The sequence below is a fragment of the Flavobacterium sp. AED genome (genome assembly GCF_000812945.1).
Classification (GTDB): Bacteria; Bacteroidota; Bacteroidia; order Flavobacteriales; family Flavobacteriaceae; genus Flavobacterium.
Window position 1 is genome coordinate 84,293 of record NZ_JSYM01000003.1, and the last position, 26,448, is coordinate 110,740.

Here is a 26,448-nt window from a genome sequence, read left to right on the forward strand (position 1 = left end):
TTGGAATTTGGAATTTCCTTATTGTTTTTTATTTTTCTGTTACTGTTTGTATAAAAATATCATTTACACTTGGTATTTTTTCTACAAAGTGTGTCACTTGCCCCTGTTGTGTGAGGATATTCAACAACTCGTTTGGTGTTGCGTTTCCCAGTTGAATTTCCAGTTTTAATTCGTTGTTGAGCGATTTAAAATTAGCCGGTCCAACAGTGAATTTTTGTGTAATAGCATACATCAAACTTTCTACATTATCTGATAAAATGCCTACTTCAAAACTATTGGTTTTAAATTGTCTCTTGACATCATCCAGTTTTCCTTCAATCAGTTTATTTGATTTATGAATCAGGGCAATATGATCACATAATTCTTCTACACTTTCCATGCGGTGTGTCGAGAAAATTATAGTAGCTCCCTCTTCTCGCAACGCCAGAATTTCATCTTTGATAATATTGGCATTTACAGGATCAAAACCAGAGAACGGCTCATCAAAAATCAACAGTTTTGGCTTGTGCAACACACACACCACAAACTGAATTTTCTGTGCCATTCCTTTAGAAAGTTCCTGAATTTTCTTGTTCCACCACCCTTGAATTTCTAATCTGTCAAACCAATATTCAAGTTGTTTCTTGGCTTCAGCCTTAGAAAGCCCTTTCATTTGAGCCAAATACAAGCATTGCTCCCCCACTTTCATCGTGTTGTACAATCCTCTTTCTTCAGGCAAATAACCTATATATTGAACATGTTTGGGTTGCAGTTTTTCACCGTCCAAAATAATTTCGCCACTATCAGGTAATGTAATTTGATTTATTATTCGGATAAGAGATGTTTTTCCTGCTCCGTTTGGGCCTAAAAGTCCGTAGATACTTCCTTTTGGAACAGTTAATGAAACCTCGTTAAGCGCCACATAATCACCATATTGCTTGACGACTTTATTAACTTCAAGTATATTACTCATGCTACATTTTTAATTGGTGTAAAAGTAAATAATTAGTACCGAAATACTTAGAATTGTTACATAAAAAACCCATCCTTATTTTAACAAGGATGGGGAATATATTTTTTTAGAATACACGTTATAAATCGCGTCTCTATACTTTTTTATTATGAAAACATATCTTTTACTTTCTCGAAAAATGATTTGTCTGATTTTTCCGGACTCGGGATAAAATTTTCATCCGTAAGATTTTTTTCGAAAAATTGTTTTTGGTCTTTGTTCAATGTTTTTGGAGTCCAAACATTTACATGTACCAGTAAATCTCCACTACCATATCCATTTAAACTTGGAATTCCTTTTCCTTTTAATCTTAGAATTTTACCCGATTGAATTCCTTCTTCCAGTTTAATTCTCACTTTTCCGTTTATGGCTTCGATATCTTTAGAAATTCCTAATACGGCTTCAGCAAAACTGATGTATAAGTCATAATGTAAATTCTCCCCTTCACGTTTCAAAAATTCATGCTCGATTTCTTCGATTGCAACAATTAAATCCCCAGGAATACTATTTCCCGGAGCATCATTTCCTTTATTGGAAACTTTTAATTGCATTCCATCAACTACACCTGCAGGTATTTTTATTGAAACCGTTTCATCTTCAAGAATCATTCCTTGTGAATCCGCATTTGCTGGTTTTTTATCTAAAATTTGACCTGAACCATTACAAGTAGGACATGTAGAAGCAGATTGCATTCTTCCCAAAATTGTATTGGTAACTCGCATTACCTGTCCTTGACCGTTACAGGTAGAACATGTTTTATAGCTAACTCCAGGTGCTTGAACCTTACGTTTTACTTTTACTTTTTTCTCCACACCATTGGCAATTTCTTCCAATGTCAATTTTACTTTGATACGAAGGTTGCTTCCTTTAGAACGACGAACTCCGCCGCCTCCACCGCCTCCGAAACCACCAAAGCCGCCTCCGAAAATATCCCCAAACTGGCTGAAAATGTCGTCCATATTCATTCCACCGTGACCACCTCCGCCAAAACCTCCAGAACCATCAAAAGCTTGATGACCGTATTGATCATATTTAGCTTTTTTCTGAGGATCACTTAGTATTTCATAAGCCTCGGCTGCTAATTTAAATTTTTCTTCTGCCGATTTGTCTCCAGGATTTTTGTCAGGATGGTGTGCTATCGCTTGTTTTCTATATCCTTTTTTAATTTCGGCAGCATCAGCATTCTTTGAAATGCCTAATATTTCGTAAAAATCTTTTTTCATGTTTCTTTAAATTTGAGGCGTATTGCGTATTGTTGTTATTATTGACCGATAACAACTTTTGGAAAACGAATGATTTTATCTCCCAATTTATATCCTTTTTCAAGAACATCGACAATTTTACCTTTCATCTTGTCTGATGGTGCAGGAATTTGAGTTATTGCTTCAGCAAAATCTGCATCAAAAGCATCTCCAGCTTTAACCTCAACTTGTTCTAATCCTTTAGAAACTAATGTATTTTTTAATTTTTCATGAATAAGCTCTACTCCTTTCAATAAAATTTCATCTTCGGATTTGCTTATTTCCACAATAGCTCTGTCAAAATCATCTAAAACAGGCAACATAGCAAGTAAAACTTCCTGATTTGCTGTTTTAAACAACTCAATACGTTCTTTTGAAGTTCTTCTTTTGTAATTTTCAAATTCAGCAAATAATCGTAAATACTTATCTTTTTCTTTGGCTAAGTCTTGAGTTAATTGTTCTTCAACACCTAATTCCTCAACAATAAGCTGCTCACCATTCGCATTTTGTTCTAATGTTAGGTCATCTATTTCTTGATCGATTTCTGTATTTTCAGTAGTCATATTACTTGTGTTTTTAAAAAAATTCTTAAACTTCATTTTTTATTCTTTTCTTTGGATTGCAAAAGTACTGCCAAATCTTATAAAATGTCAAATTGTCACCTTAATATTGAAACACTCTTTTATTTTTAATTCATTTCAGTGAAATATTTTTAATAAATCACAGTGAAATTTTAATATAATTTTAAGACTATATCGATAAAGATTACATAAATTTGTTAATGTTTTTTTGAAGAAAACACAAAAGGTTGCCCACTAAAAAATTATTAATTCATATTACCCTATATTAAAAAAAGCTTCGTTTAATAAAACGAAGCTTTTTTTATGCTTTAAATATCACTTATGAAAGTGCCTTTTTCAGACCTTCAAAATCCAGTAAAACCTGCTCCCCTGTCACTAAATTTTTAAGCGAAAAAGAATTAGATTCCATTTCTTGCGCTCCTACAATTACTGCAAAAGGAATGCCTCGTTTATCCGCATGTTGAAACTGTTTGGCCACCTTCGCATTATCAGGATACAATTCTACTTTTATTCCGGAAGCTCTTAATTTTTGTATGGCTTGTAATCCATAAAATGCTTCTGTATCGCCATAATTAATAAACAACGCTTTAGAAGTTGCCGTTACGGTTTCAGGAAACAAATTCAACTCTTCGATAACCAAATAAATTCGGTCCAATCCAAAAGAAATTCCAACACCGCTCATGTTTTTGAGTCCAAAAATTCCCGTCAAATCATCATATCTTCCACCGCCGCCGATGGATCCCATGGCAACTGATTTTGGCGGAGCCACTTCAAAAATAGCTCCTGTATAATAATTCAAACCTCTTGCCAGCGTCACATCTAAATCTAAAATAGAAGTATTCAATCCCAATTTCATCACGTTGTCACAAATAAAACGCAACTCCTCAACCCCTTTCATTCCTTCATTGGATTCTGCAAGCAAAACTGAAAGTTGGTTTATTTTCTCAGAAATAGTTCCTATGAAATTGAATAACGGCTGTACCTTTTCAATAGCTTCTTCCGAAATGCCTTTCTCCATCATTTCTTTTTTCACGCCATCCTCACCTATTTTATCAAGTTTATCCAACGCTACCGTAAAATCTATTAATTTATCTGATGCGCCAATTACTTCTGCAATCCCTGATAAAATTTTTCTGTTATTGATTTTTATAGTTACACCTTCTAAACCCAAAGTCGTAAAAACAGTGTCATATAATTGAACCAATTCTACTTCCTGCCACAAGGATTTAGAACCCACCACATCAGCATCACATTGAAAAAATTCTCTGAAACGTCCTTTTTGTGGACGGTCAGCACGCCAAACCGGTTGGATTTGGTATCTTTTGAATGGAAATTCAATTTCATTTTGATGTTGTACTACATAACGAGCAAACGGCACCGTTAAATCATAACGCAAAGCTTTCTCAGAAATACTTGACGTTAATTTAGTACTGTCTTTATTTTCTAAATGAGTGGCATTGGCTTTGGCCAAATAATCTCCTGAATTTAATATTTTGAAAATCAAACGATCGCCTTCTTCTCCGTATTTCCCCATTAAGGTTTCGGAGTTTTCAAATGAAGGTGTTTCAATAGGTTGGAACCCAAATTTCTCGAAATTACTTTTTATAATCTGAATGATATATTGACGTTTTGCCACCTCAGTTGGTGAGAAATCTCTAGTCCCTTTTGGAATGCTCGGTTTTGATGCCATTTTTTGATTATTGGATTTTTAGATTTTCAGATTTAGGAATTGTTGAAAAACTCCAAATTCTAATTCTTTGCAAATATCTTATTTTTAAAATAAATCTGTTTACAAATTTTCGCATTTTATTACCCGATGCCTAGTCCAGATTACAGCGAAAATAGGGAAGTGAAAAATAATATTGTTTTCTTGCCTGAAAGAGCGACCAAAGGAAGCTCCTTTTAGGCAATTGAAAACAAATTATTTTTACTGACAGATTATAGCGGAAAGCTGGAAATAGCTCCTGAAAATAAATTAGAATTTTTGAAAAGAAAATTTGTAACAAAAATTGTATTTTCGTGTCAAACTCGTATGATGCTAAAATTATTCAAAGAAAATATCCGAATTGCCTTTGGTTCTATCAGAACACAATTGTTGCGAACTATACTTACGGTACTGATTATTGCGATTGGAATAACTGCTTTGGTTGGGATTCTGACTGTAGTTTCTGCTCTAGAAAACACAATTTCGACTGATTTTGCTTCGATGGGAGCGAATACTTTTAATATTAATCAATATGAAAACGAAGTCCGAAACCGCGGCGGACAGGAACGTGAAATTATAAATCCGATTATTTCCTATCCGGAAGCTGTCGCTTTCAAAAACAAATATAAATATCCTTTCACTGAAACTTCGCTTTCCTTTACAGCTACATCAGCTGCGGAAGTTAAATTCGGAGCCATTAAAACGGATCCCGAAAATTCAATTGTTGGCGTTGATGAACATTTTATTACCAATTCCGGTTTAGAAACCAGCGCTGGACGAAATTTTACCGGTTTTGACATCGATAACAATGCGTATGTATGTATTGTAGGTTCTGATTTTGAGAAAGGGTTATTGAAAGACGTGAATCCAATTGATAAAATAATTTCGATTCGTGGCGCCCGATTTAAAGTCATTGGAGTGTTAAAAGAAAAGGGATCCACGTTTGGAAATAGCCAAGATTTACGGGTTTTAATCCCAATTCAAGTCGCTCGTTCTCTTTTTACTGCTCCTAATATCAATTATACCATGAGCATCATGGTTTCTAAGAAAGAATTATTGGACCAAGCCATTGATAATGCCACTAGCACGATGCGTAGGGTACGCAAATTAAGTCCCATAAAAGACAATAATTTTGGTGTTGTTCGCAGTGATGATCTTATCAATAGAATCCTTGGAATCACTAAATATCTGGGGCTTGCTTCTTGGCTAATTGGTATTATCACCGTTCTTGGATCTTCCATCGCTTTGATGAATATCATGATTGTTTCGGTGACGGAACGTACTAGGGAAATTGGGGTTCGAAAAGCATTGGGAGCAAAAAAAACCACGATTGCTTTTCAATTTTTTATTGAAACCTTACTTATTGGGCAATTAGGTGGATTGGTAGGAATTATTTTTGGAATCCTGATTGGTTTTGGAATCGCTACTGCTATGAGTTTTGTGTTTGTAATTCCGTGGGGCGCCATTATGGCTGCGTTTATAACCAGTTTTATTGTAGCAATCGTTTCCGGTTTATATCCCGCTGTAAAAGCAGCTAGACTCGATCCGATTGAGGCATTGCGATATGAGTAATTTTTGATTTACGATATTAGAAATACGAATTTGAAATTAAGCTTTAATAATTGATTTCCTTTCAAATTCGTATTTCGTATATCTCAAATCGTACTTTTCATCATTCTGTCATTTCCATAAATATCCTTGCGTAATTCAATAGCTGCGAAGTTCATTTTTTCGAGCAACTCTACCATTTCTTTTCCTAAATACTGGTTGATTTCAAAATATAATTGTCCGTTTGGCACAAGATTTTTCTGAGCCAATTCAGCTATTTTTTTATAAAAAATCAAGGCATCATTATCTTCGACAAAAAGAGCCAAATGCGGTTCATAGTCCAAAACATTTTTCTTAATTTCCTCTTTTTCAAGATTCCGAACATACGGAGGATTCGAAACGATAATATCAAATTGCTGTTGCAAATCTTCGGTTTCAAGAATATTTTGATTTATAAAAGTAACGTTTACGGTATTGATTTGGGCATTTTTTTGGGCTGTGGCCAAAGCTTTTTGAGAAATATCAATAGCAAAAACTTGGGCATTAGGAATATTTTTAGCCAATGAAATAGCAATACAACCACTTCCTGTTCCAATATCTAAAATCTTTAGATTTTTAGACTTTTGGATTATTAGATTATTAGATAAAACCCATTCAACTAATTCTTCGGTTTCCGGTCTTGGAATCAAAACGTTTTCATTGACTTCAAAATCCAATCCATAAAAACTGGTTTTACCTAATAAATACTGTATTGGAATTTCTTGTTGCAATTGTTCCAAAATAGAATTCCAAACCACAATTTCCTCTTCCGAAAAATCCAAATCAGGATGCAACGCCAAGTCAATTCTTTTCAACTGCTTTTTTTCTTCTAAAATTAAATAGAAAAAACTCTCCGCTTCACCGGCATCGTAAATTGGAGTAAGCGCGTCAATAAATTGAGTTCTGTATTCTTTTATTTTCATTTTATTAGGGAATCGGTTCTATGAATTAATGCTATCAATTCAAAACTTATAATTCTTTCAACATCCAAACTGGACAACTGGTATGACCAGTACTTCCCATTGGGGAACAAATGTATTCGAAACCTACTTTTTTGTATAACTTCTGGGCATCATGCATAAATGGCATCGTTTCGAGGTAACATTTCTCAAAACCAAAATCCTTCGCGCTTTGCAAACAAATGGCCATCATTTTGCTGCCAATTCCAAGACCTCGAGTTTCTGGCAAAAAGTACATTTTTTGCAATTCACAAATAGTTTCCGCTTCATTTTCAAGTGGCGCTACTCCTGCAGAACCAATGATTTTTCCGTTCTTTTCAACAACATAATAAACAGATTTAGGCTTATTATACTCTTCAAACATTAAATCTAAATAAGGATCTTCATAGGCAGTTCCTATCTTTGGAATGTTCAATTCATCAAAAACCGCTCGTATCAATTGTGCAACCGCTTGATTGTCTTCTTTTTTTATTTTTCTAATGCTGTAGTCTTCCATTTTTACTCCATTCTAATTTTACCTACAAAAGTAGAAATTGTTTATTGTTATTTTCGAAAGTTTCAAAACTAATCCCGAAGTTTCGGGGCTAAACTCAAAAATTACTACTTTTGTAATGTGAAAATACATGAAAAATATATAAAGCGATGCATTGAGTTAGCCAAAAATGGTTTAGGAACAACCTATCCGAATCCTTTAGTAGGCAGTGTAATTGTTTATAACGATACAATCATTGGCGAAGGCTGGCATAAAAAAGCTGGAGAACCGCACGCCGAAGTAAATGCCGTGAATTCTGTAAAAGATAAATCGTTATTAAAAAAAGCGACTATTTATGTAAGTTTAGAACCCTGTAGTCATTTTGGAAAAACGCCCCCTTGCTGCGATTTAATTATCAAAAACAAGATTCCAAATGTAGTTATTGGCACTATTGACCCTAATGTAAAAGTGGCTGGAAACGGAATCAAAAAACTTATTGAAGCTGGAATACAGGTTACGGTTGGTATTCTGGAAGCGGAATGTCATGAACTGAACAAACGCTTTTTTACTTTTCACGAAAAGAAAAGACCCTACATCATTTTGAAATGGGCCGAAAGTCAGGATGGTTTTATTGCACCTGAGGAGATTCTTCGAAAAACTCAGAATGACACTGAAAAAAAACCAGTTTGGATTACCAATGTTTATTCAAGGCAATTAGTACACAAATGGCGAACTGAAGAGCAAGCAATTTTAGTGGGAACGCAAACCGTGATTGATGACAATCCAAAACTAAACGCACGGGATTGGTATGGAAACAACCCAATTCGATTGATTATAGATCAAAATAATCGTATTCCAGAGGACAGTCATATATTTGACAATGAGACTAAGACTATCGTATTTTCTAAATTGAAAACAACAATTAAAAAAGAAAACACTATCTTTGAAGTAATCGATTTTAATCAAAATATAGCAGTCCAAATAATAGAAGTGCTTTACAATCATCAAATTCAGTCGGTTATTATTGAAGGAGGTAAACAAACCCTACAGACTTTTATTGATGAAAATCTTTGGGATGAAGCAAGAATATTTGTTGGAAACCTACAATTTACTGCAGGAACAAAAGCCCCAATACTAGATAAAAAACCGTTCGAAAAATATTCGATTGGCAATGATGAACTTATAATTTCTAGAAACCATGATTAATACTATTATATTTGATTTTGGGGATATATTTATCAATTTAGATAAACAAGCCACAATGAATGCCTTACAAAAATTAGGCCTGTCAGAATGGAATGAAGATTTAGACTATTTAAACACTCAGTTTGAAACAGGTCAAATTTCACGTGAAAATTTTCTTCTTGGTATTCAAAAACATGTACCAAATGCTTCTATAAATGAAATCCTGGAGGCTTGGAATGCCATTCTTCTTGATTTTCCATTATACAGACTGGAATTCCTTCAAATGCTTTCCAAAAAATACCGCTTATTTCTATTGTCAAATACTGATTCTATTCACATAGAAACTTTCGAACAAAAAAATGGGATTTCATTTTACAGTGATTTCTATCAATGTTTTGAAAAAGTCTATTTTTCATTTGAAGTAGAAATGAGAAAACCCAATCCTGAAATTTTTAATTACCTAGCAAACAAGCACGATTTAGCTCCTAAACGCACTTTATTCATTGACGATAAAAAAGAAAATACTGACGCAGCACTTGCATTAGGATTTCAAGTTTGGAATTTACAAGTTGGAAAAGAAGATATCGTTGATTTATTTGACAAAAAAATAATTTAGAAAAGTACCTTTTGGAATTTAAAGACACTTACAACACCATTGAATTTCCCTCTTCAGAAGTATTATTCAAAGAAAAAAACAGCAAATTCTTTGGTTACGCCTACCCCATTCAATCGGAAGATGAAGTAAAACCACTAATCGAAATTTTACGAAAACAACATCCTAACGCAGGGCATTTTTGTTATGCTTACCAAATAGGTGCTGACACCATAACTTACAGAGCTAATGATGATGGAGAACCCAGCAACACTGCAGGCACACCTATTTACGGACAAATACAGTCATTTTCTGTAACTAATGTACTAATTGTGGTGGTTCGGATTTTTGGAGGCGTAAAACTAGGTGTTGGCGGATTAATCTCAGCTTACAAGGCTACCGCCCAAATGGTTCTTGAAACTTGCGAAATAGTCGAAAAAACCATAAATATTCATTATTCAATCACATTTGATTACAAAAACATGAACAAAGTGATGCGCGTAATTAAGGAAAAAAAATTAGAGATTGTAACTCAAGAAATGAAAATAAATGAAGATTCAGGGCTTCCGATAGGGAAAATCGAAATAAAAACAAGAAAAAAAAATGCCGAAATGGTATTCGACATTTTTAATCTGATGTTTGAAATCGATATAAAACGACTCTAATTACTATTCGAAATTGCTGTTTTTATAATTTATTCTATCGTTTTTAACAATTCTAAAATATAACCTGGAGGAGCTGTTGGACGACCCGTTTTTAAGGACAGAAAAACCAAAATAAATTGAGCAGTTGTTAATAACTCATCAGACTCATTATAAATAGCGCAATCAAATTCAATCTTCACAGAACTCTGACTTTTGAAAGTGGTATGAACGGTAAGCAACTCATCATAGCGAGCTGATTTTTTATAATTTATATTCATGGAAACAATTGGCAACGCAATACCACTTTCTTCCATGCTTTTATACGAAATCCCTTTGTTTCTAAGCCATTCCACTCTTCCTATCTCAAAATAGGGAACATAATTCCCATGATAAACCACTCCCATTTGGTCAGTTTCTGAGTAGCGTACGCGAACTTGAATTTGATGATCTTTCATTAATTATGTATTAAAAATTTAAAATTTAAAAAGCTCCTTACGACAATAATTTGTAAAATTATTACCCAATATATTTTTTTTTACAGAAATTTGTTCACATATTTGTTACCCCGAAAAAGAATAAAATTTCACACTTTTTTTAGTAAGATAATAATTACCAATAAAAATAATTTAACAGAATATATGAACAAAACTGCTCAATCAGTATGGGAAAACTGTCTGTCTTTCATAAAAGACAACATTCAGGATCAAGCTTACAAAACTTGGTTCGAACCAATCAAATCAGTTGAACTTACCGATAACGCATTATATATTCAAGTTCCAAGTAAATTTTTCTACGAATGGTTAGAAGAACACTATGTGAAATTATTAAAAGTGGCGCTTACCAAAGAACTTGGAAAAAACGCAAAGTTACTCTATAAAATCAGAATGGAAAACACTTATGGCAACAAACAACCGTTTACGGAACAATTGCCAAGTGCCAATAGAGTACCCATGAAACCGCAAGAAGTTGATGCTCCTTTTAAAAACTTAAACCCGGAGTTAAAAAATCCATTTGTAATCCCAGGAATCAGAAATTTAAAAATTGAATCTCAACTTAATGCAAATTACAGTTTTGATAATTTTCTGGAAGGGGATTCTAATAGATTAGCACGTTCCGCCGGTATGGCTGTCGCCAATAAACCTGGAGGAACTTCATTTAATCCGCTATTAATTTTTGGAGGAGTTGGTCTTGGAAAAACACACTTAGCACATGCTATTGGTGTAGAAATAAAAGATAAATACCCAGAAAAAACAGTTTTATACATCTCTGCTGAAATTTTCACACAACAATATATCGACTCGGTAAAGAAAAATAACCGAAATGATTTCATACACTTCTATCAATTAATTGATGTCTTAATTATTGATGACGTTCAATTCCTTTCTGGAAAATCAGGAACTCAAGATGTATTTTTCCATATTTTCAATTATTTGCACCAAAACGGGAAACAGGTAATCTTGACATCAGATAAGGCACCGGTTGACATGCAAGATATTGAACAACGTTTATTATCTCGTTTCAAATGGGGATTGTCTGCAGAATTGCACCAACCGGATTATGAAACCAGAATTTCTATCCTTAAAAATATATTGTATAGAGATGGTGTAGAAATACCTGAAGAAATAATAGAATACGTTGCAAGAAACATCAAATCAAATGTAAGAGAATTAGAAGGAGCCATTATTTCCTTGATTGCACAATCATCATTCAATAAAAAAGAAGTTACTTTAGAACTGGCTAAAAGTGTTGTTGAAAAATTTGTAAAAAATGTAAAACGCGAAATTTCTATCGATTACATTCAAAAAATTGTTTCCGATTATTTCCAATTGGATTTAGAAACACTACAATCAAAAACTCGGAAGAGGCATGTTGTACAAGCGAGGCAATTGGCAATGTTTTTTGCTAAAAAATTCACAAAAGCATCTTTGGCGAACATTGGTTCACAAATAGGAGACAGAGATCACGCTACAGTATTACACGCTTGCAAAACCGTTGACAATTTAGTTGCTACTGACAAACAATTCAAAAAATTTGTTGAAGATATCAATAAAAAATTAACGCTATAAAAGCATCATGTCCATAAAAATTTTAATGGTTTGTTTAGGAAATATTTGTCGGTCGCCCTTAGCCGAAGGTATATTAGCATCAAAACTCCCAAAAAGTAAATTTACAGTTGATTCAGCAGGAACAGGTTCATGGCACATTGGCCATTCACCGGATGATCGTTCTATTGCTGTTGCAAAAAAAAATAAAATCACCATTTCAAATCAAAAAGGACGTCAATTCAGCACGAATGATTTTGATGCTTTTGATTACATTTATGTGATGGACAACTCTAATTATAGAGATGTGATTGAGCTTGCCAAAAATCAAGATCATAAAGAGAAAGTACATCTTATTTTGAATGATTTATTTCCAAACGAAAATGTAGATGTCCCAGATCCTTATTTTGGTTTACCAAATGGATTTGAAATCGTTTACAATATGCTAGATGAAGTTTGCGATGTAATTTCAAAGAAATTAATAGAAAAACATCAATAACCTTTTTTTTATTACAATTAAAAAAACTCTATTTTACCAAAAAATACGATATAAAATTTACTTTTGAACCACAAAACAATTCCAATGCAATCAAACACCAGTCTAGGAAAACTCTATTTAATACCAACGACAATGGGAGATTGCAACCCAATGGATGTTTTACCTCAAACCATAAAGAGAAGTATTGATTTTATTGATTATTATATCGTTGAAAACGAAAAAACTGCCCGAAAATCCATCAAAGGAGTTAGTCCTGAAAAGAAACAATCGGAGCTGAAACTTTTTGTTTTAAACAAACATACTGAAACCAAAGAGCACTTAGATTTTATCAAACCTTTATTAGAAGGGAAAAATGTAGGATTAATGAGTGAGGCAGGTTGTCCCGGCGTTGCTGATCCTGGCGCTGTAATTGTAAAATTGGCACATGAAAAAGGAATACAAGTTATTCCACTCGTAGGACCTTCCTCTATTCTTTTGGCGATGATGGCATCTGGAATGAATGGACAAAGTTTTACATTTAATGGGTATTTGCCCATTGAAAAAGGAGAAAAGAAAACGGCTCTAAAAAACTTGGAAAAATTATCTCAAGATAAAAACCAATCTCAACTTTTTATAGAAACACCTTATAGAAATAATAAAATGTTGGAGGATATTTTACAAGCCTTAAATCCTGCAACCTATCTTTGTATCGCAACGGATATAACTTTACCAACAGAATATATCAAAACTATGCGCGCTTCTGACTGGAAAAAAACCCAGGTAGATTTACACAATCGTCCTACTATTTTTATCATTCATAAAATGTAACAGTTAATTCTGAATTTTAAAATACTTCTGCTTACAATAATTCTTCTAAGATTGTATCATACCCTAGTGGCGACTGATTAAATAATAAATAAATCTATGAAATGTTCCTTGTTGAACGATTACTTTTCATTAGACAAAAAACAACAATTCCCCGCTTTTTATTTATAGCTACAAGTGGATTTTCTTCCTAAAAATAGACACAGAATTTCCACTTATATTAACTTTATTTATAGAAAAAGTTAACTGCATAATTTTCAAAAAAACACTAACTTTACTAGTCCCCAATATAATTTTTTGACTTAATATTCAAAAAATATAACCACTAATGTTTTGAATTATAATGATTTAAATAAATAAAAAACAAAAAGGGGAAGAAAATGATAAGCCTTAGTAAATTTATTTTAATCATAGCTATTGGCTTGACTTAAATATAATTTAAAAACTAAACATCATGAAATCATTTATTATTGTTGTGCTTTTTTTAAGCATGACTATTACATCATATTCGCAAGATATGGATGGAAATATAAGGATGGAAGAATTACCAGGAGTTGTAATTAAAAGTGCTGGAAAAGACTTCTCGATTTATCTACCAGATAAAAATCCGGATAAAGGTGTAAGAGCTTTAGAAGAAAAATTTATAGCTTATGATTTGGGGAAAGATTATGAAGGATATGAAAACTATTTAGTAATTATGGAAACCAAAAATGGATCATTGAATGCAACTTATAATGAAAATGGAAAATTGACTCGGGTTGTTGAAAACTACAAAAACGTAAGACTCCCAAGTAGTGTAATTTATTCTGTTTATAAAGCTTTTCCTGGGTGGCAAATTGTAAATGACAAATATTTATATACCCAAAAAGAAGGTGATATCGTTAAAAAAGAATATAATCTCCGAATAAAAAAAGACAATGACGTTCGTAAATTAGTTGTTAATGCAAATGGGGATATTGTAAAAGGAATGTAATCGAAAACCACTATAAATTAAAGGCTATCATTCGGATAGCTTTTTTTTTGCCTTTAGAGAACTATTTATTTTTGAAAATTTTAATCTTAAAAAAACAAAAATCACCATTAAACCAATTATATTTATCGAGTAATAAATGAAATTATTTTATGAGTAAACTTCCAAATATCAGCACCAGTATTTTTACAGTAATGTCAAAAATGGCCGCTGAACATAACGCAATCAATCTTTCTCAAGGGTTTCCAAATTTTCCTGTCGATGAAAGATTAACAAGCATTGTTGCCAAACTTACCAAAGAAAATGTACATCAATACACCCCAATGTCAGGTTATCCGCCACTATTATCAAAAATAGTAACACTTGTCAAAAAATCATACGATAGAATCCTTCAAGCTGATACTGAACTATTAGTAACCGCTGGAGCTACTCAAGCTATCTTCACCACAATATTAGCTTTAATAAAAACTAATGATGAAGTTCTTATTTTAGATCCAAGTTATGATTGTTATGAAGCACCTGTTTTACTTTGCAATGCAAATCCGATTCGGGTAGCTTTAAATGATGACTATACTCCAAATTGGGAAATTATAGAAAAAGCCTGTACTCCAAAAACGAAAATGATTATCATTAACAATCCGCATAATCCAACAGGTAAAATTTTAGCAAAATCTGATTTTGAATCATTAGAAATTCTATTGGAAAAACATCCTGACATTTTAGTCCTATCTGATGAAGTATACGAATACATCACTTTCGAAGAAAAGCATATTTCAGCTCATACTCGGGAAAAATTACTCAATCGTTGCGTGATGATTTCCTCTTTTGGAAAATCGTTCCATGTTACCGGATGGAAAATTGGTTATTTGGTAGCACCCGAATATTTAATGAAAGAAATCAAAAAAGTGCATCAGTTTTTAGTTTTCAGTGTAAATAGTATATGTCAAGTTGCTATTAGTGACTATTTAGACTTAGTTTCTGTAGATGAAATTGGAAAATTCTATCAGGAAAAACGAGATTATTTTAGACAATTATTAAAAGACAGTCGTTTCAAACTCATGCCTTGTGAAGGAACTTATTTTCAGGTTGCTTCCTATGTTGCTATTTCAAATGAAAATGATGTTGATTTTTGCAAACGGCTAATCGTTGAGCATGGTGTGGCCGCTATTCCTATTTCTACTTTTTATGCCGATGGGAAAGACTTGAAATTAATTCGTTTTTGTTTTGCCAAAGACAATACTACATTGGAAGAAGCCGCTAAAAGATTGTGTGCGATTTAAAAGCATCAATTTTATTTTTTTATTATGCATGCATACTATTTAATTTTATTATATTTACAATAAAAAAATATCAAAACATGAGTTATACAGATAAAATGTTACGGGATGATGCCCTAAAAGGCAAAGTAATTGTCGTAACTGGTGGCGGAAGCGGTTTAGGAAAAGCAATGACTAAATATTTTTTGGAATTGGGGGCGCAAGTTGCCATTACATCCAGAGATTTAGAAAAACTAAAAAATACTGCTACAGAACTGGAAACAGAAACGGGCGGAACTTGTCTTCCTATTCAATGTGATGTGCGTCATTATGAAGAAGTCGAAAACATGTTACAAGAAGTTTTGAAAGCTTTTGGTAAAGTTGATGTTTTACTTAATAATGCTGCCGGAAATTTCATTTCACCAACAGAAAGATTATCTGCAAATGCTTTTGATACCGTAATTGATATTGTTTTAAAAGGAACAAAAAACTGTACTCTTGCTTTTGGAAAACATTGGATTGACACTAAACAAAAATCATCTACCATCTTAAATATCGTAACGACTTATGCATGGACTGGTTCCGCTTATGTGGTGCCAAGTGCTACTGCAAAAGCTGGAGTTTTGGCCATGACACGAAGTCTTGCTGTAGAATGGGCTAAGTACGGGATTCGCTCTAATGCGATTGCTCCGGGACCATTCCCGACCAAAGGGGCTTGGGACAGATTATTGCCAGGAGATTTAGCCGAAAAGTTTGATATGGCAAAAAAAGTGCCGTTAAAACGCGTGGGAGACCATCAGGAATTAGCCAATTTAGCGGCTTATTTAGTTTCTGATTTTTCGGCTTATGTAAATGGTGAAGTTGTTGTTATTGATGGAGGCGAATGGCTCAAAGGCGCCGGACAATTTAATATTCTGGAAGCTATTCCCGAAGAACTTTGGGATCAGTTGGAAATGATGATTAAAGCAAAAAAGAACAAATAATAGTTTTAAATAAAAAAGATAGTCAATAAATGACTCTCTTTTTTGTTTCTGCTAATTTTTATTATTTTCCAAAGCAACCAAAATTTCGCTTTTCAACAAACCACTTCCTCCGCCATAATGCTGTACAACAATTATATTGGGATTCTGCTTTTTAAAAAAAGCACACAAATTGATTTCACTTTCTTTCTTAATTCCGGAACCCAATAATACCAGTGAAAACTCTTTTTGACAAAAAATTTCCTTTGCCTCCTCATCATTCATGACACCTACTCCATTCCAATTTTCATTAGAATTAATGAGTCGGACAACAATTGCCAAAATTTCGATATGTCTTCCTATGTAAAGAATATTGGTAGTTTCCATAATTCAACTTTTATAAAACAGCAACCTCAAAGATTATAATCTTTTGAGATTGCTATTTCAGTTCTTGTGAAAATTATAATTTTATAAATTGCAATTCTATATTCAATCGAACTTCTTCACCCACTAAAACTCCGCCAGTTTCAAGTGCTGAATTCCAATTTAGTCCCCAATCTTTTCTATTGATTTTTCCTTCTAATGAGAAAGCTAATTTTGTATTCCCCCATGGATCTTTCATTAATCCACTAAATTCTGCTGCCAGTTTTACTGATTTTGTAACGCCATGCATGGTTAAATCTCCAACCAATTCATATTCGCCCTCATTAACTTTGGTAAATGAAGTCGCTGAGAATTTAATTTCTGGAAACTGCGCTGCATCAAAAAAGTCAGGACTTAATAAATGGGTATCTCTATCAGTATTTCCGGTAGATATGGAATCGATTGCTCCGGTAAATTCAATTTTTGCATTTTCAAAATCAGTATCTTCTGATTCAATTGAAGCCTCAAATTTTGAAAATTTCCCTGAAATAGTAGTAAACATCATGTGTTTTACTTTAAAACCAATTTCTGAATGTGTTGGGTCTATTGCCCATTTTGTTGTTGACATAGTAGTATTTTTTAATATTAATTATTTCTTTTATTTATCTGATTACAATTTCATTGGTACTTCCATCAAAAGGATTTCGGCATCCACAGAATTTGCAGTGATTGAAATTGTCTCGGTATCCCAAATTCCTAATCCGTCACGTTCATTTAGAACGATGCTCCCTATTGTGAAATCACCTTTCAAAACAAAAGCATAAATTCCATTTCCTGGTTTTTTCAATTGATAAGAAGTAGAAAAATCCTTGTCAAATTTCCCAATATGAAACCAAGCATCCTGATGAACCCAAACACCTTCGTCTTCAGGATTTGGAGATAAAATTTGTTGTAATTTATTATGACGATCCTTTAAGTTCAAAGTAACCTGATCATAACGCGGGGTTACATTTTTTTGATTCGGATAAATCCAAATCTGTAAAAATTTCACCAACTGGTCTTTATTCTTGTTGTATTCGCTGTGAAAAATCCCAGTACCGGCACTCATAACCTGAATATCTCCTTCTTTGATTACGGTAGTATTTCCCATACTGTCTTGGTGTTCTAAATCACCTTCGAGCGGAATAGAAATAATTTCCATATTATCATGAGGATGTTTCCCAAAACCCATTCCTTGATTTACTCTGTCGTCATTCAAAACTCTTAAAACACCAAAATTAGTTCGTTCCGGATTGTGATAATTAGCAAAGCTAAAAGTATGGTAGGATTCCAACCAACCGTGATTGGCGTGACCACGAGTATTGGCTTTGTGTAAAACTGAATGAGTGATAACTCCGTCTTTAATTTTATCTGTATTTTCCATTGTTCTTTTCTTTAATAGTATGATGCAAAGTTGCGTCAAAAAAAAAGCGCCTGCATTGAACTAGGACAAGAAATGAAAAATAACGAGAATTTAGAGTTTGGCAATTTTGGTTCTTACTTTGCTTAAAAACTCAGCAGAAATACCAAGATAAGAAGCAATGTAATGCTGGGCGACGCGTTGTGAAAGTGTAGGATAATGTTCCAGAAACTCTAAATATTTCTCGGTGGCCGTTTTAGAAATGGTATTGAATAAGCGATCCTGAGTAACTGCTAGATTGCGTTGCATTAATATTCGGAAAGCTCTTTCAAACTTGGGTGCTTTGGCAAATAAAGTTTCTTTTGTCTCAGGACTAAACATGAAAAACTCACAATCTTCCAATGTCTCGATAAACACACGACTCGGTTTATCTTCATAAATACTAAAAGAAATATCGCTTATCCAAGCATTTTCAATGGCAAATTGAAGAATGACTTCGAAACCATTGGCATCAATATAATATTTCCTGACACAACCCTTGATAACAAATGCTTCAAAGTTGCACATTTCGCCTTCATGAAGCAGAATCGTTTTTTTAGGAACGGTTTTATATTCCAATAAAGAATTGAAAATTTCCATTTCTTTCGGTTCAAAAGCCACATAACGACTGATATTTCTATTGATTTGTGAGTACAAAATGCTTCTATTTTTAGAAAACTAAAGATAGAAAAAAATGCTAATTAATGACACGCAATAAATATATTAAATTAGCAACATTTCCTCAAAAAACAAAAACCACTCGCAATTAAATTCCTATTTTTGCTTTGATAAATAAATAATATATCTTTTATGCTCATTATAGGAATTGCAGGTGGAACAGGAAGCGGAAAAACAACCGTAGTTCATCAGATTATGAATGAATTACCGGAGACAGAAGTAGGTATTATTTCACAAGACTCGTATTACAAAGAAAACCACGGACTTTCATTTGATGAAAGAGCACTCATCAATTTTGATCATCCGCGGGCTATTGATTTCGAATTATTGGTTACTCATCTTAAAGCATTGAAAGAAGGAAACAACATCAATCAACCCGTTTATTCCTTTGTAACGCACAATAGAACTGACGATACCGTTTTTACACATCCCCGAAAAGTGATGATTGTGGAAGGTATTTTAATTTTGGCAAATCCAGAATTAAGAGATTTATTTGATGTAAAAATATACGTTCACGCTGATTCTGACGAACGATTAATCCGTCGTATGAGACGCGATATTGCTGAACGTGGTCGTGATATGCACGAAGTAATCAATCGATACCAAACGACATTAAAGCCTATGCACGAGCAGTTTATAGAACCTACAAAAGCATTTGCGGACATTATTATACCAAATGACAAATACAATACCGTAGCCATCGACGTAGTTCGGGCGGTAATAAATCAAAAAATACTATAATTTAGTTTAATTATTAGGAGCTATTTCCCGCTTTCTGTTACAATCTTTTTATTTTTGACAAAAAAAATAAAAAGGATTTTCACTGTAATCGGGGCTAAAAAAATAAAAATGACAAATCCGTATAAAGACAAATCTTGGTTTAAATTTTTGAGTAACAAGTACATTTGGGTCTTGTTATTTTTTGCTACTTGGATGATATTTCTGGATAACTATTCCTATTTCGACCACCGCTTTCTGGACAAGCAAATTGAAGAACTGGAAGACAATAAAAAGTATTACCAAGACGAAATAAAAAAAGATCAGGAGAACATCAAAGAGCTAAAGAATTCAGAACAAATAGAAAAATACGCCCGCGAGAAATACTATATGAAAAAAGATAGTGAAGATATATATATCATTGAATTCGAAGGCGACACGATTGAAAAAAAAACAAATAATTAAAGATTTTAATTATTCAAAAAACATAAAATAATCAACAAACAAAATGGCTGCAAACCTTTTCGATGATTTCAATTCTATTTCTTCCAAACAATGGAAACAAAAAATCCAATTTGAACTCAATGGAGCTGATTATAATGAAACCTTAGTATGGAATTCCCCTGAAGACATTCAGGTAAAACCATTTTACCACAAAGATGAATTCAAGAAAGCTTTTGCGGTTACTACAAAAGCCACCCAATTCAAAATTTGCCAAAACATATTTGTCTATGATTTTGAAAAATCAATCGAAAGAGCATTAGATTCGCTAAAACGTGGTGCGGACAGCATTCGGTTTACAATAGAAAATGAATCGATTGACATCACAAAACTATTGGAGAAATTACCTTTGGAAAAAGTTACCGTTTACTTCCATTTGAGTTTTATCTCAATCGATTTCGTTAAAAAAATTGATGCATTTGCAAAGAAAAACAATACGCTAATTTTCTGCAATCTGGACCCAATTGGGCAATTAGCCAAAGACGGAAACTGGTTTGTAACCAAAGAAAAAAGTAATTTTGAAACGCTGAATTTACTTTCGGCAGCAACAACAGCTGTATCTTTAATAAGTATCAATGCTACTTTATATCAAAATGCAGGCGCAAATATGGTACAACAAATTGCCTATAGTTTAGGACATGCCAATGAATATTTCAACCGAATTGAATCTATAAACCAACCAATCGTTTTCGAAGTTGCAGTTGGGACAAATTACTTTTTTGAAATTGCAAAACTGCGCGCTTTGCGATTGCTTTTTAATTTGATTGCCCAAGAATACAACCATATCTTGGATTGCAACATTATAGTTTCGCCGACAAAACGCAACAAAACATTATACGATTATAACGTAAATATGTTGCGCACCACAACTGAATGTATGTCGGCAATTATTGGTGGAGCTGATGCAATTGCAAATTTACCTTACGATGCATTGTATCATAAAGACAATGAATTTGGAGACCGAATCGCGAGAAATCAATTATTGATTCTCAAAAATGAAAGTTATTTTGACAAAGTCAATAATCCGGCTGACGGAAGTTATTATATAGAAAGTCTTACCAATCAATTAGCCGAAAAATCGTTGGCTTTATTCAAGGATATGGAGTCTAATGGTGGTTTCCTGAAACAACTTAATGACGGAATCATCAAAAGAAAAATTCAGGAAAGTGCTGATACGGCTCAAGAATTATTTGATAATGGTAAAGAAATTTTACTTGGCACAAACAAACATCCAAACAAAGCTGATAAAATGAAACACGATTTAGAACTGTTTCCTTTTGTAAAAGTAAAACCGAGAAAAACATTAATTACGCCAATAATCGAAAAACGACTGGCCGAAAAAATAGAACAGGAAAGATTAGAGAAAGAAAGCTAAGCGTTTAGTATTCCGTTAAAAAAATATTTACAAAATATTATAATTCATTGTTCAAAAAAAAAATGAAAAGAAAAGATCTTCAACATATTCAATTAGAAAGTCAAAAATCGAAAGTCGGAAGTGACAATTTACGCGCTAATGCATTTCTCACAGCAGAAGGAATTGAGCTAAAACCAACGTATTCGGAACAAGACATTGAGCATCTTACTCATCTTGATTTTGGGGCTGGTTTCGCACCAAATTTACGCGGACCTTATGCTACAATGTACGTTCGCCGACCTTGGACAGTGCGTCAATATGCAGGATTTTCCACTGCCGAAGAAAGCAATGCTTTTTATAGAAGAAACCTGGCTGCGGGTCAAAAAGGACTTTCTATCGCTTTTGATTTACCAACGCATCGCGGTTATGATTCAGATCACGAACGTGTAGTGGGTGATGTAGGAAAAGCAGGAGTTGCAATTGATTCCGTGGAAGATATGAAAGTATTATTCGACCAAATTCCGCTGGACGAAATGTCAGTTTCCATGACCATGAATGGTGCCGTTTTACCCATTATGGCTTTCTACATTGTCGCTGCCGAAGAACAAGGCGTAAAACCCGAATTACTTTCGGGAACGATACAAAATGATATCTTAAAAGAGTTTATGGTGCGTAACACCTATATTTATCCGCCAACTCCTTCGATGAAAATCATTGCTGATATTTTTGAATTCACCAGCAAAAAAATGCCAAAATTCAACTCGATTTCTATTTCAGGATATCACATGCAAGAAGCGGGAGCTACTGCTGATATTGAATTGGCTTACACCCTAGCCGATGGACTAGAATACATTAAAACAGGATTAGCGACCGGAATGAAAATTGATGAATTCGCTCCACGGTTATCCTTTTTCTGGGCGATTGGAATGAATCATTTCATGGAAATTGCCAAAATGCGTGCAGGAAGAATGATATGGGCGAAACTGGTAAAACAATTCGAACCAAAAGACGATAAATCATTAGCGTTGAGAACCCATTGCCAAACATCGGGTTGGAGTTTAACGGAGCAAGATCCTTTCAACAATGTGGCTCGAACGTGCATTGAAGCTGCAGCAGCCGCTTTTGGAGGTACACAATCTTTACATACGAATGCTTTGGATGAAGCCATAGCATTGCCAACGGACTTCTCGGCAAGAATTGCCAGAAACACGCAAATTTTTTTACAAGAAGAAACTAAAATTACCAAAACTGTCGATCCTTGGGCTGGAAGCTATTACGTAGAAAGCCTAACGAATGAAATTGCCGAAAATGCATGGAAACTCATCGAAGAGGTGGAAGAACTGGGCGGAATGACGAAAGCCATTGAATCCGGAATTCCTAAACTTCGAATCGAGGAAGCGGCAGCCAGAAAGCAAGCGAGAATAGACAGTGGCCAGGATATTATTGTGGGCGTTAATCAATACCGATTAGAAAAAGAAGACCCTTTACAGATTTTGGATGTGGATAACCAAATGGTTCGCAAACAACAACTGGAACAACTAGACCGAATTAAAGCAACCCGAGATACTGAAAAAGTGCAAAACTCTCTAAAAAAATTAATACTTTGTGCTCAAACTGGACAAGGCAATTTATTGGAAATTGCCGTTGAAGCTGCCAGAAACAGAACAACATTAGGAGAGATTAGCGATGCGCTGGAAACGGTTTTTGGAAGATACAAAGCACAAATTAAATCCTTTAGCGGTGTGTATAGTAAAGAAATAAAAGACGACAAAAGTTTTGAAAAAGCAAAACAAATGGCTGATGCCTTCGCTAAAATAGAAGGACGTCGCCCTCGAATTATGATTGCCAAAATGGGGCAAGACGGACATGATCGTGGAGCAAAAGTTGTTGCTACCGGTTACGCTGATGTAGGTTTTGATGTTGACATTGGCCCGCTTTTTCAAACACCGGCTGAAGCTGCAAAACAAGCAGTAGAAAACGATGTACATATTTTAGGCGTTTCCTCTCTTGCGGCAGGACATAAAACGCTTGTTCCTCAAGTAATTGATGAACTTAAAAAATATGGTCGGGAAGATATCATGGTGGTTGTTGGCGGAGTAATTCCTGCACAAGATTATCAGTTTTTATTTGATGCTGGTGCAGTTGCCGTTTTTGGACCTGGAACAAAAATTAGCGAAGCAGCCATCAAGATATTAGAAATTCTAATGGAAAGCTTCGAATAGAAAGCTCCTTTTTACTACCAATTTCAAAAAACATCAATCGAAAGGTTGGTGTTTTTTTGTTTAAAATCTGACCAATTCCTCAGCTTCTAAAAGTAGAGTCCCTTTATGTTTAAAAAATGGGGTTTTCAGCTCCCTAACTTCGATTGAGAGTTATTCTTATTAAAAAAAAAATGTAACAAAGCCAGCCCTGAGATTTCTTTTTAACCAAAAGGTTAATAACTATTTATTGCTAAATGCTAACAACGAATTTTATTCTTCAGTAATTTTGATATCAGTTACAGAATCCAAGCATACAAAGAAGAACAAATAAGAGTATCAAAGCTTAAAAAAAAGAAATAAATGTCCCGCTTAGACGAAACCCACAATCTTCCACTCTTCCAAAAAGCAGAATTGATTTATCAATTAGTAGAAAGCTTAGTAGCTTCGCTTCCTGATGAGGATACCTATATACAAGACACTAAACACTTAATGCAAGAAGATGCCATGATTATTCCTGCCAAAATTGCTGGTGCAGAAGCTGGTGAGTTGTACAGCATTCGCATGCAAAATGCGGCAATAATTAGAGAAAATGCCATGCATTTGTATGACCAAGTAGGCAGTTTGCGGTTGTATAAAAACTATAGAGAATTAGAATATGTGGAGTTCATTCGCAAAGAGTTAAACAATTTCAGACTATTGTTCATAGAATGGGTAGCCAGTTTTGACTCCAATAACCATATCTGGGACGAATGGGGACTATTTAATCCTCCAGGAGCCATTCCACCAAGCGAGCAAGATAAAGCTACTGATAATGATTTTGACTTCAATGATTTTTTTGAAAACGATGAAGACTAATATATTGTCCATAACAACCCTAATGATCATCTAGATAAACTAAATTCATGGATTCTGATACATTTATTTTCTGCCTCGAAGCCGTTGCCGATGTAGAAACTTATACCACTACTGAAGTCGTTAAAAACTTAGAGCAATTAGCCTTTGAACAAGGTATTACAAGCATTTATAAAACATGCGACACTATTGAAGGATTAGAAGAAAGTTTAAATACCTTGTTATATGAGGATCATAATTTTACCGATTATGAAATCATCTACTTAGTCATGCCAGGTGAAGGAAACAACATTTGCCTCAATGACTATTATTATAGCTTAGAAGAAATAGCCGAACTCTTTGAAGGAAAAATGACAGGTAAAATTTTGCATTTCGCAAATGCAAAAGTATTAGACTTAGACGAAGAAGAAGCACAATACTTTTTAGATATTACTGGAGCAAAAGCTGTTTCTGGTTATGGAACGGGATTCAATAAATTAACCAGCAGTTCCCTCGACAAAGTTTTTTTTAGCTTATTTGAAGGACAAGATAATATTGTTGAAATTGTAGAAGAATTATATGAGAAACACTATGCCCTTTGTAAACTGCTCGATTTTAGATTGTATTATTAAAAATTGAATGCCCTCATCGCAAAAGCTAAAATTAATTCAGATAACTATATCAATAAATAATAACCCGTTAAGTATAATTACTTTTTGACAAGTATACTTAACAGGTTAAATAATAGAATTTACTACTTGTTTTTATATTCTTTTCCTCATAAAACAATCTTAATCATATATTAAAGATTCAGCAACTGTTAAGACAAACAGATTTATTATACAATTATAAAATCATCGAATTACTTTCACAAAACTATTTAGTCTTAATGACAATAACTCCTGCAGAGGCCTGTGATCCATAAATAGAAGCATCAGCTCCTTTTAACACACTTATATTTTTTACGTTATTAGGTGATATATAATCGATATTCGATACAATCATTCCATCAACAACAAATAATGGTTCCGAAATATTACGAATAGAGCTAACCCCTCTAATAGTTATTCTATTGTCCCTTGAAACTGTAACTCCAGATAAACGACCTCTAATCATATCGTAAATTGTGTTATAAGTAATTGCATTTTTATCATTTGGCAAACTGATGCCCTCAGAATTATTAACCTTATACTTTTTATCTACTTCAGAATAACCAATTGAAATTTTATCTCCTTTTTTTGTACGTTCTTTTATGGACTTTTCTGATTCCAGAAACATAAAATTCATTATACTTTCATTGCTATATTTAGAAGATAGCAAACCATATTCATGAGAATAAACATTAATCACCTTAACCTTTTCTGGAAGTTGAACCTCAAAATCTCCATTTTTATTCGTTTCTACATTTGAATAAATGGAATCTAAATATATTTTAGCATTAGCTACGGGTTTATTATTACTATTCATCACTTTTCCTGTTAGCTTATTTTGCGCATAGCCAAAACCAACAAATAGTAACAAAATAAGCAGTAGTGTTTTAGAAATTTTCATAATTTTTTGATTTATAATTTTTTATTAAATATATAAAAAAAGTAAGACTTTCTAATAATTATGATTAAATCAAATAAAAATTCAATTAATTAACAAATAGCTTCTATTTTTAATAGCTGACCAATAGTGACAATCTCACCACAATTCAAACCATGCAAGCAGATTTATTACAATCTATAGCAAGCATAGCAATCAGAATTAAAAAATTTAAAAAAATAAGATTATTCTTTCTTTTTAAAATTATTTATTTTTTTTTAATTTAGCCAAAATCCAAACTATTTAACATATTTAACAAGCTACGGTTGCTTTTAATCGGTTAAATAATAC

28 protein-coding genes are annotated in these 26,448 nt (G+C 33.5%); 16 read left to right on the forward strand and 12 right to left on the reverse strand.

The window, feature by feature from the left end:
• Positions 1-28: 28 nt before the first annotated feature.
• The 4 genes from OA85_RS11980 to hisS all read right to left on the reverse strand — a co-directional run bounded on the left by OA85_RS11980 (position 29) and on the right by hisS (position 4,503).
• Positions 29-952, reverse strand: a complete 924-nt coding sequence (locus tag OA85_RS11980; protein WP_039110021.1) for an ABC transporter ATP-binding protein — start codon at positions 950-952, stop codon at positions 29-31.
• Between the two features lie 146 nt (positions 953-1,098).
• Entirely contained in the window at positions 1,099-2,214 is a 1,116-nt protein-coding gene (gene dnaJ, locus OA85_RS11985) for a molecular chaperone DnaJ (protein ID WP_039110022.1), read from the reverse strand.
• Between the two features lie 38 nt (positions 2,215-2,252).
• Positions 2,253-2,831: a nucleotide exchange factor GrpE gene (locus tag OA85_RS11990; RefSeq protein ID WP_039110023.1), complete on the reverse strand. Its 579-nt coding sequence runs from the start codon at positions 2,829-2,831 to the stop codon at positions 2,253-2,255.
• A gap of 301 nt (positions 2,832-3,132) precedes the next feature.
• Positions 3,133-4,503: a histidine--tRNA ligase gene (hisS, locus tag OA85_RS11995; protein ID WP_039110024.1), complete on the reverse strand. Its 1,371-nt coding sequence runs from the start codon at positions 4,501-4,503 to the stop codon at positions 3,133-3,135.
• Between the two features lie 342 nt (positions 4,504-4,845).
• Here hisS and OA85_RS12000 point away from each other — a divergent pair, with 342 nt between their 5' ends.
• Positions 4,846-6,090 carry an ABC transporter permease gene (locus OA85_RS12000; protein WP_039110025.1) on the forward strand — a complete coding sequence of 415 codons (1,245 nt, stop codon included), beginning with the start codon at positions 4,846-4,848 and terminating at the stop codon, positions 6,088-6,090.
• 83 nt (positions 6,091-6,173) lie between these two features.
• Here the strand turns inward: OA85_RS12000 and prmC are convergent, their stop codons facing one another.
• Entirely contained in the window at positions 6,174-7,028 is an 855-nt protein-coding gene (gene prmC, locus OA85_RS12005; protein ID WP_039110026.1) for a peptide chain release factor N(5)-glutamine methyltransferase, read from the reverse strand.
• 46 nt (positions 7,029-7,074) lie between these two features.
• Positions 7,075-7,560, reverse strand: coding sequence for a GNAT family N-acetyltransferase (locus OA85_RS12010; RefSeq protein WP_039110027.1), 486 nt, complete (start codon positions 7,558-7,560; stop codon positions 7,075-7,077).
• 117 nt (positions 7,561-7,677) lie between these two features.
• Here OA85_RS12010 and ribD point away from each other — a divergent pair, with 117 nt between their 5' ends.
• From ribD to OA85_RS12025, 3 genes are read left to right on the forward strand one after another with little or no spacing between them, the layout of a single operon-like run.
• The gene (gene ribD / locus OA85_RS12015; RefSeq protein WP_039110029.1) at positions 7,678-8,742 is read left to right on the forward strand and encodes a bifunctional diaminohydroxyphosphoribosylaminopyrimidine deaminase/5-amino-6-(5-phosphoribosylamino)uracil reductase RibD; all 1,065 of its coding nucleotides are present in this window, start codon (positions 7,678-7,680) and stop codon (positions 8,740-8,742) included.
• Positions 8,735-9,337, forward strand: a complete 603-nt coding sequence (locus OA85_RS12020; RefSeq protein WP_039110030.1) for an HAD family phosphatase — start codon at positions 8,735-8,737, stop codon at positions 9,335-9,337. The genes ribD and OA85_RS12020 overlap by 8 nt, the downstream gene beginning before the upstream one ends.
• Positions 9,338-9,348: 11 nt before the next feature.
• On the forward strand, positions 9,349-9,978 hold the full coding sequence (locus OA85_RS12025; RefSeq protein WP_039110031.1) for a YigZ family protein: 630 nt from the start codon (positions 9,349-9,351) through the stop codon (positions 9,976-9,978).
• A 29-nt stretch (positions 9,979-10,007) separates the two neighbouring features.
• Here the strand turns inward: OA85_RS12025 and OA85_RS12030 are convergent, their stop codons facing one another.
• The gene (locus tag OA85_RS12030) at positions 10,008-10,412 is read right to left on the reverse strand and encodes a thioesterase family protein (RefSeq protein ID WP_039110032.1); all 405 of its coding nucleotides are present in this window, start codon (positions 10,410-10,412) and stop codon (positions 10,008-10,010) included.
• A gap of 183 nt (positions 10,413-10,595) precedes the next feature.
• Here OA85_RS12030 and dnaA point away from each other — a divergent pair, with 183 nt between their 5' ends.
• The 6 genes from dnaA (at position 10,596) to OA85_RS12060 (ending at position 16,511) form a co-directional block, all read left to right on the forward strand.
• Positions 10,596-12,023 carry a chromosomal replication initiator protein DnaA gene (gene dnaA, locus OA85_RS12035; protein WP_035674283.1) on the forward strand — a complete coding sequence of 476 codons (1,428 nt, stop codon included), beginning with the start codon at positions 10,596-10,598 and terminating at the stop codon, positions 12,021-12,023.
• Between the two features lie 7 nt (positions 12,024-12,030).
• Positions 12,031-12,498: a low molecular weight protein-tyrosine-phosphatase gene (locus OA85_RS12040; protein ID WP_039110033.1), complete on the forward strand. Its 468-nt coding sequence runs from the start codon at positions 12,031-12,033 to the stop codon at positions 12,496-12,498.
• Between the two features lie 84 nt (positions 12,499-12,582).
• A complete protein-coding gene (locus OA85_RS12045) occupies positions 12,583-13,305 on the forward strand; it encodes an SAM-dependent methyltransferase (RefSeq protein WP_039110034.1) in 723 nt (240 codons plus the stop codon).
• A gap of 451 nt (positions 13,306-13,756) precedes the next feature.
• A complete protein-coding gene (locus OA85_RS12050; protein WP_039110035.1) occupies positions 13,757-14,275 on the forward strand; it encodes a hypothetical protein in 519 nt (172 codons plus the stop codon).
• Positions 14,276-14,424: 149 nt separating this feature from the next.
• Positions 14,425-15,552 (forward strand): methionine aminotransferase, encoded by a 1,128-nt coding sequence (locus tag OA85_RS12055; RefSeq protein ID WP_039110036.1) that lies wholly within the window; start codon positions 14,425-14,427, stop codon positions 15,550-15,552.
• Between the two features lie 77 nt (positions 15,553-15,629).
• Entirely contained in the window at positions 15,630-16,511 is an 882-nt protein-coding gene (locus tag OA85_RS12060; protein WP_039110037.1) for an SDR family oxidoreductase, read from the forward strand.
• A gap of 51 nt (positions 16,512-16,562) precedes the next feature.
• Here OA85_RS12060 and OA85_RS12065 read toward each other — a convergent pair whose 3' ends face one another.
• The 4 genes from OA85_RS12065 to OA85_RS12080 form a co-directional block, all read right to left on the reverse strand.
• Positions 16,563-16,874 carry a hypothetical protein gene (locus tag OA85_RS12065; protein WP_039110038.1) on the reverse strand — a complete coding sequence of 104 codons (312 nt, stop codon included), beginning with the start codon at positions 16,872-16,874 and terminating at the stop codon, positions 16,563-16,565.
• A gap of 73 nt (positions 16,875-16,947) precedes the next feature.
• Entirely contained in the window at positions 16,948-17,478 is a 531-nt protein-coding gene (locus OA85_RS12070; RefSeq protein WP_039110039.1) for a YceI family protein, read from the reverse strand.
• Between the two features lie 42 nt (positions 17,479-17,520).
• Entirely contained in the window at positions 17,521-18,273 is a 753-nt protein-coding gene (locus tag OA85_RS12075) for a pirin family protein (RefSeq protein WP_082014165.1), read from the reverse strand.
• Positions 18,274-18,363: 90 nt separating this feature from the next.
• On the reverse strand, positions 18,364-18,945 hold the full coding sequence (locus OA85_RS12080; RefSeq protein WP_039110040.1) for a Crp/Fnr family transcriptional regulator: 582 nt from the start codon (positions 18,943-18,945) through the stop codon (positions 18,364-18,366).
• Positions 18,946-19,098: 153 nt separating this feature from the next.
• Here OA85_RS12080 and udk point away from each other — a divergent pair, with 153 nt between their 5' ends.
• The 6 genes from udk to OA85_RS12110 all read left to right on the forward strand — a co-directional run bounded on the left by udk (position 19,099) and on the right by OA85_RS12110 (position 25,202).
• The gene (gene udk / locus OA85_RS12085; protein ID WP_039110041.1) at positions 19,099-19,707 is read left to right on the forward strand and encodes a uridine kinase; all 609 of its coding nucleotides are present in this window, start codon (positions 19,099-19,101) and stop codon (positions 19,705-19,707) included.
• Between the two features lie 108 nt (positions 19,708-19,815).
• Positions 19,816-20,148, forward strand: a complete 333-nt coding sequence (locus OA85_RS12090) for a septum formation initiator family protein (protein ID WP_197056083.1) — start codon at positions 19,816-19,818, stop codon at positions 20,146-20,148.
• 43 nt (positions 20,149-20,191) lie between these two features.
• A complete protein-coding gene (locus OA85_RS12095) occupies positions 20,192-21,559 on the forward strand; it encodes a methylmalonyl-CoA mutase subunit beta (protein ID WP_039110042.1) in 1,368 nt (455 codons plus the stop codon).
• A 62-nt stretch (positions 21,560-21,621) separates the two neighbouring features.
• Positions 21,622-23,760 carry a methylmalonyl-CoA mutase gene (gene scpA / locus OA85_RS12100; RefSeq protein ID WP_039110043.1) on the forward strand — a complete coding sequence of 713 codons (2,139 nt, stop codon included), beginning with the start codon at positions 21,622-21,624 and terminating at the stop codon, positions 23,758-23,760.
• A gap of 339 nt (positions 23,761-24,099) precedes the next feature.
• Complete coding sequence (locus tag OA85_RS12105) at positions 24,100-24,594, forward strand: hypothetical protein (protein ID WP_052257240.1); 495 nt, start codon at positions 24,100-24,102, stop codon at positions 24,592-24,594.
• 47 nt (positions 24,595-24,641) lie between these two features.
• Entirely contained in the window at positions 24,642-25,202 is a 561-nt protein-coding gene (locus tag OA85_RS12110; protein ID WP_039110044.1) for a DUF6642 family protein, read from the forward strand.
• Between the two features lie 244 nt (positions 25,203-25,446).
• On the opposite strand, the gene OA85_RS12115 is transcribed toward OA85_RS12110, so the two are convergent.
• Positions 25,447-26,121: a TonB-dependent receptor plug domain-containing protein gene (locus OA85_RS12115; protein WP_039110045.1), complete on the reverse strand. Its 675-nt coding sequence runs from the start codon at positions 26,119-26,121 to the stop codon at positions 25,447-25,449.
• Positions 26,122-26,448 lie beyond the last annotated feature (327 nt).

Bases quoted from the DNA above. Each gene is read 5' to 3' on its own strand.
- OA85_RS12000 (WP_039110025.1), top strand. From the start codon at position 4,846: ATGATGCTAAAATTATTCAAAGAAAATATCCGAATTGCCTTTGGTTCT.
- OA85_RS12055 (WP_039110036.1), top strand. From the start codon at position 14,425: ATGAGTAAACTTCCAAATATCAGCACCAGTATTTTTACAGTAATGTCA.
- OA85_RS12010 (WP_039110027.1), bottom strand. From the start codon at position 7,560: ATGGAAGACTACAGCATTAGAAAAATAAAAAAAGAAGACAATCAAGCG.
- OA85_RS12110 (WP_039110044.1), top strand. From the start codon at position 24,642: ATGGATTCTGATACATTTATTTTCTGCCTCGAAGCCGTTGCCGATGTA.
- OA85_RS11980 (WP_039110021.1), bottom strand. From the start codon at position 952: ATGAGTAATATACTTGAAGTTAATAAAGTCGTCAAGCAATATGGTGAT.
- OA85_RS12060 (WP_039110037.1), top strand. From the start codon at position 15,630: ATGAGTTATACAGATAAAATGTTACGGGATGATGCCCTAAAAGGCAAA.
- OA85_RS12045 (WP_039110034.1), top strand. From the start codon at position 12,583: ATGCAATCAAACACCAGTCTAGGAAAACTCTATTTAATACCAACGACA.
- OA85_RS12050 (WP_039110035.1), top strand. From the start codon at position 13,757: ATGAAATCATTTATTATTGTTGTGCTTTTTTTAAGCATGACTATTACA.
- OA85_RS12105 (WP_052257240.1), top strand. From the start codon at position 24,100: ATGTCCCGCTTAGACGAAACCCACAATCTTCCACTCTTCCAAAAAGCA.
- OA85_RS12020 (WP_039110030.1), top strand. From the start codon at position 8,735: ATGATTAATACTATTATATTTGATTTTGGGGATATATTTATCAATTTA.
- OA85_RS12090 (WP_197056083.1), top strand. From the start codon at position 19,816: ATGACAAATCCGTATAAAGACAAATCTTGGTTTAAATTTTTGAGTAAC.
- OA85_RS12115 (WP_039110045.1), bottom strand. From the start codon at position 26,121: ATGAAAATTTCTAAAACACTACTGCTTATTTTGTTACTATTTGTTGGT.
- OA85_RS12040 (WP_039110033.1), top strand. From the start codon at position 12,031: ATGTCCATAAAAATTTTAATGGTTTGTTTAGGAAATATTTGTCGGTCG.
- prmC (WP_039110026.1), bottom strand. From the start codon at position 7,028: ATGAAAATAAAAGAATACAGAACTCAATTTATTGACGCGCTTACTCCA.
- OA85_RS12075 (WP_082014165.1), bottom strand. From the start codon at position 18,273: ATGGAAAATACAGATAAAATTAAAGACGGAGTTATCACTCATTCAGTT.
- OA85_RS12095 (WP_039110042.1), top strand. From the start codon at position 20,192: ATGGCTGCAAACCTTTTCGATGATTTCAATTCTATTTCTTCCAAACAA.
- OA85_RS12065 (WP_039110038.1), bottom strand. From the start codon at position 16,874: ATGGAAACTACCAATATTCTTTACATAGGAAGACATATCGAAATTTTG.
- hisS (WP_039110024.1), bottom strand. From the start codon at position 4,503: ATGGCATCAAAACCGAGCATTCCAAAAGGGACTAGAGATTTCTCACCA.
- dnaJ (WP_039110022.1), bottom strand. From the start codon at position 2,214: ATGAAAAAAGATTTTTACGAAATATTAGGCATTTCAAAGAATGCTGAT.
- OA85_RS12070 (WP_039110039.1), bottom strand. From the start codon at position 17,478: ATGTCAACAACAAAATGGGCAATAGACCCAACACATTCAGAAATTGGT.
- dnaA (WP_035674283.1), top strand. From the start codon at position 10,596: ATGAACAAAACTGCTCAATCAGTATGGGAAAACTGTCTGTCTTTCATA.
- OA85_RS12030 (WP_039110032.1), bottom strand. From the start codon at position 10,412: ATGAAAGATCATCAAATTCAAGTTCGCGTACGCTACTCAGAAACTGAC.
- scpA (WP_039110043.1), top strand. From the start codon at position 21,622: ATGAAAAGAAAAGATCTTCAACATATTCAATTAGAAAGTCAAAAATCG.
- udk (WP_039110041.1), top strand. From the start codon at position 19,099: ATGCTCATTATAGGAATTGCAGGTGGAACAGGAAGCGGAAAAACAACC.
- OA85_RS11990 (WP_039110023.1), bottom strand. From the start codon at position 2,831: ATGAAGTTTAAGAATTTTTTTAAAAACACAAGTAATATGACTACTGAA.